This window comes from Flavobacterium yafengii (assembly GCF_030010375.1).
In the GTDB taxonomy this organism is placed as follows: Bacteria; Bacteroidota; Bacteroidia; order Flavobacteriales; family Flavobacteriaceae; genus Flavobacterium; species Flavobacterium yafengii.
Map to the genome: position 1 here is coordinate 257292 of NZ_JASCRY010000003.1, position 12564 is coordinate 269855.

10 protein-coding genes are annotated in these 12564 nt (G+C 29.0%); 4 read left to right on the top strand and 6 right to left on the bottom strand.

The features are described 5' to 3' along the window. The 4 genes from QLS97_RS11450 to QLS97_RS11465 form a co-directional block, all read right to left on the bottom strand. Positions 1-1251: a radical SAM/SPASM domain-containing protein gene (locus tag QLS97_RS11450; RefSeq protein WP_282716799.1), complete on the bottom strand. Its 1251-nt coding sequence runs from the start codon at positions 1249-1251 to the stop codon at positions 1-3. A 394-nt stretch (positions 1252-1645) separates the two neighbouring features. After that, positions 1646-1852 carry a hypothetical protein gene (locus QLS97_RS11455; protein ID WP_282716801.1) on the bottom strand — a complete coding sequence of 69 codons (207 nt, stop codon included), beginning with the start codon at positions 1850-1852 and terminating at the stop codon, positions 1646-1648. Positions 1853-2424: 572 nt separating this feature from the next. After that, on the bottom strand, positions 2425-4755 hold the full coding sequence (locus QLS97_RS11460) for an outer membrane beta-barrel family protein (RefSeq protein ID WP_282716802.1): 2331 nt from the start codon (positions 4753-4755) through the stop codon (positions 2425-2427). A 337-nt stretch (positions 4756-5092) separates the two neighbouring features. Beyond that, positions 5093-5749, bottom strand: coding sequence for a response regulator (locus tag QLS97_RS11465; RefSeq protein ID WP_282716803.1), 657 nt, complete (start codon positions 5747-5749; stop codon positions 5093-5095). Between the two features lie 99 nt (positions 5750-5848). Here QLS97_RS11465 and QLS97_RS11470 point away from each other — a divergent pair, with 99 nt between their 5' ends. The 4 genes from QLS97_RS11470 to QLS97_RS11485 all read left to right on the top strand — a co-directional run bounded on the left by QLS97_RS11470 (position 5849) and on the right by QLS97_RS11485 (position 9525). Further along, the gene (locus QLS97_RS11470; protein ID WP_282716804.1) at positions 5849-6562 is read left to right on the top strand and encodes a LytR/AlgR family response regulator transcription factor; all 714 of its coding nucleotides are present in this window, start codon (positions 5849-5851) and stop codon (positions 6560-6562) included. Between the two features lie 308 nt (positions 6563-6870). Then, positions 6871-7074, top strand: coding sequence for a hypothetical protein (locus QLS97_RS11475; RefSeq protein ID WP_282716805.1), 204 nt, complete (start codon positions 6871-6873; stop codon positions 7072-7074). Positions 7075-7164: 90 nt separating this feature from the next. Beyond that, entirely contained in the window at positions 7165-9177 is a 2013-nt protein-coding gene (locus tag QLS97_RS11480; protein ID WP_282716807.1) for an ATP-binding protein, read from the top strand. Positions 9178-9348: 171 nt separating this feature from the next. Further along, positions 9349-9525, top strand: coding sequence for a histone H1 (locus tag QLS97_RS11485; RefSeq protein ID WP_282716808.1), 177 nt, complete (start codon positions 9349-9351; stop codon positions 9523-9525). A gap of 427 nt (positions 9526-9952) precedes the next feature. Here QLS97_RS11485 and QLS97_RS11490 read toward each other — a convergent pair whose 3' ends face one another. Both QLS97_RS11490 and QLS97_RS11495 read right to left on the bottom strand, forming a co-directional pair. Next, positions 9953-11053, bottom strand: a complete 1101-nt coding sequence (locus QLS97_RS11490; protein ID WP_282716809.1) for a hypothetical protein — start codon at positions 11051-11053, stop codon at positions 9953-9955. Between the two features lie 369 nt (positions 11054-11422). Continuing rightward, the gene (locus QLS97_RS11495) at positions 11423-12457 is read right to left on the bottom strand and encodes a hypothetical protein (protein ID WP_282716810.1); all 1035 of its coding nucleotides are present in this window, start codon (positions 12455-12457) and stop codon (positions 11423-11425) included. Positions 12458-12564 lie beyond the last annotated feature (107 nt).

The window sequence follows — 12564 nt, forward strand, 5'->3', positions numbered from 1 at the left end:
TTAATCGTTATTATTTCTTGTATAATAATCTAACAATAATTTTTCTTTGTAATTAAATTTAAACTCAGGACAAGCTGGAGTTCCTTCGTACCACGATTTAGGACAACTTCCGCCACAAACAGGTAAATGCGTGCATTCTTTACACCAAGTATCACCCGATTTAACTACCTCTGGCCAATCTCTTAGAGTAGCATTTGTATTGAAAGTACTAGGGTCGTCAAACAAGTTACCAATTTTATGCTCATCAGTGGCATAAGTGTCGGTATAAGGAAATTCCCAACAGGTAAACACGTTCCCAAACGCATCGAAAACCTCAGAATCTTGTCTTTCAACCATGCATGCATAATAGGTTCTTTTGGGCAATAAATTTGAAAACTTAATCTTGTTATCATAGCATTTCATTAGCCAATCAATCTCTTTTTCCGCAAAGTCTTTGTTACTAAGACCTATTTTACCAGCGTCATTTCCTCCCCAATCAACAATAGGAGCAAAACTTACTGAAACATATTCATTAATTCCTTTTTCAACTATATAATCTAGCAATGGATCTACAAACATATGGTTTGTCTGATCAATATTGATTCTAATTGAAATACCACCTTTTTTTGATTGATAAGCTTCGGTCTTTGTGCATGCAATTATATTATTGATAATAATATCAAAAGTAGAATTTCCTTCTTTTGTAATTCTTCTTTTATCATGGGTTTCTGCGGTTCCATCAATTGTAATCTGATAATCTCTTATCTTATAATTCGTAACTAAATCTTGGAATATTTTATCTTTAAGACTCAATCCATTAGTTATCATAGTAGCGGAATAAGAAAGATCACGTTCTTTACATATTTCTAATAGTTTTTCTGTTGTTTTTTTTATTGAAGTCAATCCTGTTAATGGTTCTCCTCCATACCATGTGATATTAATTCCAGTATATCTCTCAACTTTATCCAAATCCAAGAAGTGAAGTATTCTTTCAATATATTTCTCAATTACATCATCCTTAGCGTAATCTTTACTATGATTTTGAGCACAGTAATGACAACCCAACTGACAATTAGCGGATGGCTGAATTGTCATTGATAGAATATTGACTCCATTTCTTCCTATTTCATTTTCGGTTACAACTGTCAGAAACTCATCTTCTTCTTTATTCACAATAATTTGATTTTCTTGTAATAAGGACACAATTTCCGCATCAAGTTCTTTAAAATTTGATTCTTGTAAATCCTTGTATACATCAGTATCTAAGAGCATTGAAGAGCCAGATCTAGTGGAAAAAATAATTAATTTATTTTGAAATCCATATTCATCTAAGTGGTCAGTTGTTAAATGGTATCTTGTTAGTTTCATATTTAATTTAAATAATTTTAGGCAGTACCCATCAACTTAATAACCAACAAAATATTTGTTGTCGATTAAATTGCAAGTATGTTTTTTATGTTTTTACAACTGTTTAAAAATCGAATAAATGCAATTTTATTATTACACCATATTTTATTCTAAGAAGGTTTGTGAAAAATAAGGTTTGAATTTTATATTAAAACCAATTGAAAATATTCTATTTACAATTGGTTTTATTGTTTTAGTCTGTCAGTGGCTATTTTTAAGTTTAAATAAAAATAGGCAAAGCTTACGCTTTGCCCAAATTTTAACCATTCCAGTCACATTTTGTCAAGTTTGGACAGACATCACTATTCCATCCACAAGTCGTTAATTTTCCACAAGTTGTAGGATCTGACAGAGACAAATCTGTTAGACCTCCTCTTATTTGCATCAAACCAGCATCTTTAATAATTTCAACTTTTGAGAAATTATCACCTTTTTTAGATAATTCTTTTAAACGATTTTTTAACATTTAATTTGATTTTTAATTTAAACTTCATTTTTTGTTGCAATGACAACGGTTATAACATTAATATTATGGCGCCTAACGCTAATGTTAACTTTTAAACTTAAACTAGTTTTATATGAATAGTTTAAGAAAAATACTTTATTTAATTTTCCAACTATAGACACCGTATTTAAGTATCAATGAGTCACTGTTTGTAAATTTCTCTTTAATATTTACTAATCAGCATTCCAAGCACAATCTCTAATTGGTGGCTCATCTACTCCGTTACAAGAACAAGAGGCTAATCTGGAACATATAGGTGGTATTATAGACCCAATACTGAATCTTTAATAACCTCTATTTTTTTGAATTACCTGTTTTTAGTAATAATTCTTTTAGACGATTCTTTAACATGATTTTTAAAATTTTAATTTAACCTTTAATTTTTGTTATAGTGAAAACAGTTATTGCACTAATGCTAATTCTTAACTTTAATCTTGTCTGAAGAATTGGACACAGCATAGATTGAATTATTCATATGTTTAGCTTGTGATTAAACAGAGAATCAATTCTTAAAATCTATATATGTAAAAGGTCTATTCTTTTAAAGTTCTATTTTGCTCGTCATTAATCACATTTTTTTGACTTCCTCTTACTTTATTATTCCCGAATCTATAACTTACCGAAATTGTACAGTTTCTTGCGTCGTAGTAATTATCATAGACATTAATCCCGTTTTCAATAATTGACAATCCTCTTTTCATTTCCTGCCTAAATATATCTTTTACAGTAAAGGAAAGTTGCAATTTCTTTTCTAATAATGAATATCTAAAACCCATACTCAAATTAGCATTTGGTTTTATAATTCTATAATCCTGCCTCGTATTTGTAGTCTGCCAATAATTAGCAAATAATATCAATGATTTTGTTTTATTTATAAATACGTTATTATTTGAAGAGAAAAAACCTCCCCAACCTTCAAATTTCGAAGCTTGTAAAATAACATCTGAGGTAGACTTATTATAATTGCCATCAGCATAGAAAGAGGATTGCCAAATTTTGAAAAATTTATGCGTGTAACTCATATTTAAACCAAAACTATTCTGGCTATAGTAATTTTCAGGTTTTTTAACTTGAAAATCCCCATCTATAGAATATAAAATACCTTGGTTGTTTTGAATTCTTGATCCGTAGAAAGTTAGGTTTAAATTGTTGTGGGTGTAACTTAACTCTATATTATTTGAAATCGAGGGTTTCAAATATGGATTTCCAGTAATATAGGAAAATGGTGTGTCGTACAATTTATAAGGATTCAAATCATTATAATTTGGACGGTTTATTCTTTTATTATATGCTAAGGACCAACTTGATTCCTCATTTTGCTGAAATAATACACTAAGAGTAGGGAATAAATTATTATAAGTGTTTTTGTTTATTTCGTGTGACTGTGAAACTCCCTTTACATTAGTATTCTCAAAACGAAAACCGAAAGTAGTTTCCCATTTTTTACTAATTTTCTTCATTGACGAAAAATACAAAGCTCCTATTTTTTCATTTAAATCAAATAAGATGTTTTCAGAAATAACATTGTTTTCAGAGTAAGTAAATTCACTATTAGCATCAGTATCTGTTATTTTTGCACCCGTTTCAATTTTACACCAACTATTTGGCAATTCAAAGTCAATTTGAGCTGTTCTAATTTTGAATCCATTTTTAGTGAAATTTCGGGAATTATTATAATTGAGAGAATTACTTGTGTTATCAACATTATTATCTGTAATATTGGTAATGTAATTTAATTCAACACTAACTTTCTTATTATTTATTTTATAATTATAATACCCATTTACTGAATTAATCAATCCATAAAAATTATTTTTTGTGTTTGAAAATATATTTTGGGAAAGATTATTTTTTTTTATTAGAGTAGTTGTCTCCCCTTGATTATTAAAATCTCTTTTAACCAAACTATAAGCAATCCCAATGTTTGACTTATCTGACAACTTATAATCCGCGCCTAAATTAGAACTATACATATTTGCAGATACCTTTCTTTGAATATTATTTTCTCTGAGTTCTGTCTCTATTTCGATTCTATTATATTCTAACGGTCTATTTTTATTATTAGAAATATTACCCTTCCATGAAATTTTTAATCTTTCGTTTTGAAAATTAAAATTCAAACCATTCGATCCACCGAAATAGGTATTTTTCAAAATACTTGATTGAACACTACCATTAAAACCTAAATTTTGGTTCTTTTTAAAAACAATATTTACTATACCACTGTTTCCTGATGCATCATATTTAGCTGATGGATTTGTAATCACTTCTATTCTAGAAATGTTTTCAGAGCGTATTGTCTTCAGGTAGGCGATTAATTGTTCTCCGTTAAATTGAATTTTTTTATCATCTATCATCACATTAATATTGCTTTTTCCTACAATACCAATAGCATCATTCTCTATTCGTAATCCTGGAGTAACCTTCAACACATCCAAAGCATCCCCCCCAGCAGCAGCAATAGAACTCTCTACATTAAAAACCAATCTATCTACTTTGCGCTCTATAAGTTTCTTTTGATTAGTTACAACAACTTCTATTAGTTTCTGTTCTTTCTCGGTTACTTTTATTATTCCTAAATGAAGGTCTTGGTTTGCATTAATTTTTTGTTTGTATAAAATGATTCCCATTTGCCTTACTTGCAAAAAATATTCTCCTTTTTCAGTTGATAAAGAAAATTCGCCATTAACATTTGTCAATTCGCTTTTTATTGCAATTGAATCTTTATTTAAAATAAGTATTTCTATGAGTTCTAAAACTTCATCTTTTTGATTGAAAATTTTGCCTGTTATTTTTATTTGAGAAAATAATGTAATTGGAATAAATAGTATTAATAGAATAGTTAAATGAAAGCTTTTATTCATGGATTCTCATTATTAGGTTAATTTCTGCTTATTTTTTATGTATAATGTTGTAAATGTATTTTCTTGTTATTGTGACAAATTGCGTATTTAACAATTTTACATACTAATAATCAAATTATTATATTTCATGAAATAACTCTTATAGATTTCGATTTCTCAATATCTAGTTTTTCTAGAATATTATTTATGAACGTAAATGCCTATGCGGCATGAATAATATTAAAATTACCGACGTCGAAAATATAAATAAGAAATGGAATACAAATACAGAGATAACCACCTTTAACAAAGAAGGCAGTTTTTGAGTAAAATATGTTAAAATTTAATAGAAGTGGTATTAAATAAATCCTTGTTTTATGGCTTCTTTTACCAGACCGGTATCGTCTGTAACGTCAAAAGCCTTTTTCATGCGGATGATGCGTTTTTGAATGGTACTTGTAGTAAGATGTATAATACTTTCTAACTCTTTTATTTTAAACCCCTTTGATAAATATAAAAGTATTTGACGGTTATAATCTTCAATCATTAATTCCTTTTTCCATATTTCATTGATGCATTTTTTTACAATAGAACTATAATACTGCTCCCCTGCAATGATATCTATTACGGCCTGTTGTAATTTCTCAGGTGTAATATCATTTTTTATGATAAGTCCTTCAGGTCGAACTTTTTTAACTATATCATAAACAATGATAACTTCGGTATGGGCAGTTATCATAATGATTTTACAATTAGGCATCTTTTCTCGTATCAAAATGGCTAAATCACTGCCAGATAAGATAGATTTTGCATCATAACCCGGTAAGCCTTTATCAATAATGGCTACATCAAATAATTCATTTAGAGATAATTTTCTTGATAATGTAGCATAGGCCTCTTCACAACTATAAGCTTTTGTAAAAATAGGGTTATGCAATCCAAAAGGAGTTGCTAAAAGAGCAATACTATAGCCTTCTACAGTCATCGGATGATCATCTACTAAAAAAATATTCATGAATTAGATTATTTAACTTTAACAAAATAGGCAGTTTTTCTGCAACAAAAAAAATAGGCACTTGTCTAGATTGCAATACTCTTATTTTAGATCTGCAGTATGCGTTTTTCTTTTCTCATTATCGACGATAACACCACCACAATTAAGGAAACTTTAGAGCTCTTCGAAAATTTCCCGAACTATTTTTGTGTTGGTATTGTCAAAGATAGTCAAACTGCCATAAATCAAATTATAAAAGTAAAACCACAACTCGTATTGAAAAGAATTCCTGTCAAATCTAATTACGGGAATTTATCATTCACAACTATATCTGAACTATTCCAATATGTTGACATAGTGCCCTATTTTATTGGATTGGCTTCATCTCCAGACTATGCCCTTGAAGCTGTTCAGTCGGGATTTTCCGACTATATAGTAGACCCATTACTCTTGCATCAATTAGGAAAAAGTCTTTTTAGGTTTGAAAAAAGAAATCCACCCGCCAGCATCACAACTATTTGCATTAAATCCTATAGCGATTATCAATTTGTGGCGCTACAAGATATTGCCTATTTAAAAGCGGACAACAACACTACAGACATTCAATTATACAATGGCAAAACCGTGAATGCTTATAAGACCTTAAAGCATTTTGAGAACACTTTACCATTCCATTTTTTGCGAATTCATAAAAGTTACATTGTCAACATTAATCATGTATCCCGGATACATTTCAGCAAATCAAAATGCTACCTTAATTACAATGAAATTCTACCCTTCTCGCTAACCTATAGGGATAATATTGATGCCATTATCAGAAAAACAAATATTTAGTCCTGATAAAATTTCTTTCTCAAAATACATGGTTTCACCATTTAGATTCACTCTTAAACTATTGTACTAATCTGGTTCACTATAACCTCCCAAAAACAGAAAACAACACGGTTTTTTACCCGTTAATTTGCCCCAGTTATAACGCAACAGAAGCTTCTAAATAAATATTGAGAATGGGGAAAATCTGCCTTTATGCAGTGTCATTCTCAATATTATCAGAATAGCTATTTCCCAGCTTTTCTTAAAAAAGGTACTCCATTTTGGATAAGTGCCAGTATAAAAATTTTCTAATTTTTTAAACACTTTTTATGAAAAAGCTACTAATTGCTATGGGCTGTGTTGCAGCTATTGTTCTATCATCTTGTACATCAGACACTATTGATGAAACCAAAGACTTTACAAATAAAAATAATCCTGAAATCCTCTCAGTTGAAATTATAGACTCACTGAATGTAACAAATTCTACCGGCCTTTACAATGGCGATGATAATAAGGATAAGACCAAAGGATAGAAATTTCAATAAAAACCAGACAATAAATTTTAAATATGATTGTCTGGTTTTTAATCTTTATTTTTGATTCGATTTATAAAATTTTAAAAATTGAAAACGAAATTAAAGATAGCTGTAATTGTTCATTTAGTTCTGCTGTTAGTATCTTGTCAGAAAAAGAAAGTTGAGGTTGAAAAACGTGATGACATTGTAAAGCTTTTTAAAAAGATGGAGAGCAACTCTTTAAAAATCGATGAAGAGAAAAAATACTTGGAAGTTATTTACCAAAAATTGCAGAGTGCTAAAAACGATTCTATTACAAGAAATTTATACTTTAAACTTGCCGTTAAATCTTATGATACTAACTCACTTGATAGGTATCTAAATGCAACAAGAAAGGTTCATTGTTTATCTGTTAAAGATAAAGATAGTACTCAAATAGCAAAATCATTATACTATATAGGGGAGTATTATGAGGATAAAACACAATTAGACAGTGCTTTTTACTACTATTCACAATCAGAAAAAATTTATACCAGCATTAAAGACACTTTAAATTCAGGTAGAGTGTCACTCTATAAAGCTGGAATATTATACGAAGCAGGAAACTATACCGAAAGTGAAATTGAGGCAATAGCGGCTTTAAGGTTAATTTCGAAAACTAGCAATACCAGATTGATTTATGAATGTCATAATACGATCGCCATTTCATTAAAAGAGCTAAATAATTATAGTAAATCTTTGGAATATTTTAGATTGGCTATAAAACAATTGGATAAACTAGATATAGAAAATTATCCTCAAGATAAAATTATTAATTCAAGAACCTCTTGTTATAATAATATGGGTAGAGTCTATGAAAAAATGGAGAAATATCAAGAGGCAATTCAATTATATGAAACGGGTCTAAAAACTAGGGGTTTAAAACAGAATTACCCGAAATTACATGCCATGTTACTGAATAATCTTGGATACTCAAAAATGAAATCAGGGGTAAATGATGGAGTCGATACTTTGTTTTTTGAATCTCTACGAATCCGAGATAGTCTTCAAATATTACCAGGTATTGTGGCTAGTAAAATAAGGATTGGAGAATATTATCTCTACAAAAAGGATACTATTAAAGCATTGATATACTTAAAAGAAGGACTTTCTTTATCAAAAAAAATTAAAAGCAATTACGATATCATTCAATCATTAAAATTGTTAACGGAAAATGATTCCAAAAACAAAACCTATTATTCCAATTTATACATCAAGGTAAATGACAGTATTCAAAATGCAGAAAGAATAACTCGAAATAAATTTGCAAGAATAGCCTATGAAACGGATCAAATAGAGGAAAAAAATGAAATTCTATCTAAGAAAAATACCAATATTATTCTTGGTTCTGGAATTGTTATAATTTTATTAGGGGGCTTTTTTGCTTTATATCGTCTAAAATCGAAAAACAAAGAGTTACTATTTATTAAAGAACAGCAAGAAGCAAACGAAAAAATATATCAGCTGATGCTGGCACAGCAATCTGAAACGGAACAAGCAAGAAATGAGGAAAGAAACCGCATAGCGATGGAATTACATGACGGCATAGTCAACAGCGTTTTTACTACCCGTTTTAATTTAATCCAATTAGAATCGGGTTCTCCTAATAAAAAGCAGGACCTAATAAATGAACTTGAAAAAACAGAGCAAGAAATAAGAAGAGTTTCACATGATTTAACTCAAAATCTTCTTTTTGAGGATAAAAGTTTACCTGAGATTCTAATCAGCTTAGTCGATTCTCAACAAAACCAATACAATACTAAATTTGATCTATCCGTAGATAAATACATTGATTGGTCTACTGTAACGAGTGCTAACAAAATACATATTTATCGCATTATACAAGAAGCCATACAGAATAGTAATAAATACTCCCAAGCTGAAAGATGTTTCATAATGCTACTAAAGACAGGAGATAAAATAACCATCCGCATTTGGGATAACGGTATTGGTTTTAATCCTGAAAAAGTAAAATACGGAATAGGGTTAAAAAACATTAAAGACAGGACTAAAATATTACAGGGTGAATTAAAAATTACTTCAAGTTCAGGAAATGGGACTACGCTAGAAATAGTATTTTAATAGGTTATTATTATACAACCTTCCCATTTATAAGTTTTTCCCAAAGTTCTCTCCGTTTTTTTTAACTAAATCCACGGTTACCGTTAAAAACACTACTAATTTTAACATCAAATTATTTCTGTCTATGGAGCAAAATTCTATTTTTGCGCCCTAATTTAATATAGTACTATTATGAAAGATTTAGTTGCAAAAATCAACGCTGAATTCGAAACATTCAAAACAGAATCTGAATCACTAATTGAGAAAGGTGTCAAAGCTGCTGGGCCAAGAGCTCGTAAATCAACTTTGGAACTAGAAAAACTTTTAAAAGATTTTAGAAAAGTTTCTGTAGAAGAATCAAAAAAATAAATTCATCTTCAATTATCAGCCCTTTGGATTTTCTAGAGGGCTTTTTTGTATTTGACTACTATTTGGTTTGGACTTCCCTACACGATAATTCAATACTCAAGCTTTCTTACCAGCTGCAAAATAAGGACTTCCATTGCCTCATTGATTTTCTCCTATGCCTCTTTAACGGTAAACCATTCTGCTCTACCAATCTAGGAAAACTTTTTAATATTCCTGACTTTGGTGGCCATTCTATCTAAAAGATATTACTTACTATAGTATCTATATTAATATCCTTTTCCAGAGAACAGATATAAACTACTTTGAAAGCTATTTCAATCATAACGAAACAAAAACTTAGCATGCATTATCCATACACTATCTATGCTTTATCTATGCTTTATCTATTCTCAATGTCCCGTCATAAAATAACTTTTTTATTGCTATGTCAATACATCGTTATTAAGCGTAAACTTTTTTCAGTCTCAATATACTCAAGTGCAACATTCAATTTTACAATGCTATCTTTATCGGGAACTTTATATTCAAGTAGAATATTAAATTTAACTGTATCATAGTTATTTAAATATGTAAGATTATATATGTAATTTTCATTTATTCTATCTAAAATTAACTTTTCAAGCTCTGTTGTGTTTATATTTAATATTCCTGATTTTTTTAAAATTCCTTCTTTATTTTCAATCAAATATTGCAATTTCCTTTCATCAACATTAATTTTGAAATCTTTTATTTCAAAAACGTTTTTACTTATTGAGTTTATTGAAAATGTTGTATCATCTTCAAAACCTGAAAATACTTCTCTTTCTATTTTATAAGATAAAAATAAATCCGTATAAGTTGATTGCAAACTTTTACAAGTAAATCCATTCTCCTCAAAAGAGAATCCACTCATATTGCAATTTTCATCATTACTTAAATCATCTTCATGACCTGAAATTATTGTTCTTTTATGTTTTATGAAGCTTTTACATAAAATAGTTGAAAAGTATGTTTTTAGATATGAAGAATATTTTAAATCAAAATATCCAACAAAAGGTTCATATTTGGATAAATTACTTTGGAGATCATTTACCATTTTTAAACTCAAATTATTTAAAAAGACTAAGTAGAATTGTCCATGAGTTTGATAATCTATTTCTTTTTTATGAGTAATTAAATTTTCTGAAAACTCCTCGAATAATTTTTCAGCCAAATTGCTTTTACCAATAAAATCTCCTATTAATATGCTATGAGAGCTTTCATTTTCGAAAACTGGAATTATTTTGTCAAATATTTCTTTTCCATACCAATTCGATTTTATTTGAAGAGTATCAAATACTAATACAATTTCATTTTTATCTGAATTTGGAATTAGTGAACTTTTAAGTTTTTCATAGTCAATTTTTTTTGATTTTAATATTTCTATTAACTCGTCAAATAGCCCATTAATTTCTTCATAAATTTGATGTTTATTTAGTCCCAAATAACCTTTCAGAACTTCTAATCGAACATTATCTCTTGCGTCCAGAGTAAATATTGTTTTATCCATTTATTCTTTTTTTCATGATTTTCAAACAATACCTGCTAACATCAGTTCGTCTAAAAACCTCTAAACGAACTTTATTTTGTTAGCTAGAAAGTAAATATATGCGCTTTGAACTATAATTCAAACTCTTTCCGGCAGCCTTCGATTAGCTGTAGTAAGTTGGGAATTATAAACTAAAATACAATTTTGAAAGCAATTCACAACAGCAGATCATACTTTGTGAAAAATGTGGGGTTTTAATTTTAATCACGATATTAAAAAAATTGCGCAAAGTCAAAGACATTTGCTCAGCACTTACAACAAAATTACTTATCTAAATTACATACTGTGGAGAGCCGGATTTTATTGTTTGACTGCGCACGCAACAAAACTCTAGCTGCTATGTGACGTTTTAACCAAAAAATCAAATCCACAGTCAGATTTAATAGTAATATAAGTTTTAATTCTTTCAAGTTCTCGCGCTTCTTCAATTGGAAAAAAAGTTTGAACTCTTAAATATTTCGTTTGTGTCTTACCTTTAAAGTTTTTAATTACCGGTTTCAAATAAATTGCGTAAGGCTTATCATTAATTAAAAAATCAATGTTTTGATTGTTGAATTGTTTGCTTATCACAAGAGATTTATAACAGTTTAATAAATCGAACAAGAAATTAGGAATTTTTTTGAATCCAATATTTTCATCAAAGTGGTAAGATTTATTTAATTGATTTTTTGACATTATCCCTTCTGCATAATGTCTGAACATTATATGTACGTAAGTGAAGCTATCAATTAGTATTTTCTCATTATTGCATTCAATAATTTGATTGTCTGAACCTAATTCTTGATAAAATTCTTTAACTAATAAATAAACGTATTTTCCGTGGAGTGTTAATGATTTTTTTAAATAATCTCTATAATGGCTCCCAATTAGCAGTTTCTCACAATTTTTTTTCGCGATTTTAATTTGTGCGCTGGTTTCTTGCGCAACATAATTAATTAATCTACCTCCATTTGTCTTATCCTTGATATAACTTTCCCAATCTAAACACTCTTTATTTAGGTACTTTACATCTGTATTTTTTTTATCATTAGGAACTTCTCCATAAAAATCTACAACTGATTTGTGGCCATTTAAATCGTTCGCATATAGCATATATCTTCGACGAAAATTATAATCTTTACAAGGTTTACAGTCATCAATGTTATAGGCTAAATCAAAACTATTTTCCTTGCGTAAGTTTTTTATAATACTACAAACGAACTCTTGTTCGGCAAGGTTAATCGTTTCATTCGACAAAACTTTGTTGACCAAATCCTGAACAATACCATGATAATCAGATTTATCACAATTTGGGTCTAAATAAGATGATAATTTTTCTCTTGAATAAGCCATTCTTTTTTGTACTTTACCGTAATATTCCGCCATAATGCCACACAACGTCAGTTCCTCTAAAGACCACTAAACGAACTGGTTTTTGTTAAGTTAGAATGTAAATATATGTGATTAAAACTTCAATTATTATTCTTTTTAAC

Coding starts and splice junctions, on each gene's coding strand:
- QLS97_RS11450 (WP_282716799.1), bottom strand. CDS start 1,251: ATGCTCTTAGATACTGATGTATACAAGGATTTACAAGAATCAAATTTT.
- QLS97_RS11455 (WP_282716801.1), bottom strand. CDS start 1,852: ATGTTAAAAAATCGTTTAAAAGAATTATCTAAAAAAGGTGATAATTTC.
- QLS97_RS11460 (WP_282716802.1), bottom strand. CDS start 4,755: ATGAATAAAAGCTTTCATTTAACTATTCTATTAATACTATTTATTCCA.
- QLS97_RS11465 (WP_282716803.1), bottom strand. CDS start 5,749: ATGAATATTTTTTTAGTAGATGATCATCCGATGACTGTAGAAGGCTAT.
- QLS97_RS11470 (WP_282716804.1), top strand. CDS start 5,849: ATGCGTTTTTCTTTTCTCATTATCGACGATAACACCACCACAATTAAG.
- QLS97_RS11475 (WP_282716805.1), top strand. CDS start 6,871: ATGAAAAAGCTACTAATTGCTATGGGCTGTGTTGCAGCTATTGTTCTA.
- QLS97_RS11485 (WP_282716808.1), top strand. CDS start 9,349: ATGAAAGATTTAGTTGCAAAAATCAACGCTGAATTCGAAACATTCAAA.
- QLS97_RS11490 (WP_282716809.1), bottom strand. CDS start 11,053: ATGGATAAAACAATATTTACTCTGGACGCAAGAGATAATGTTCGATTA.
- QLS97_RS11495 (WP_282716810.1), bottom strand. CDS start 12,457: ATGGCGGAATATTACGGTAAAGTACAAAAAAGAATGGCTTATTCAAGA.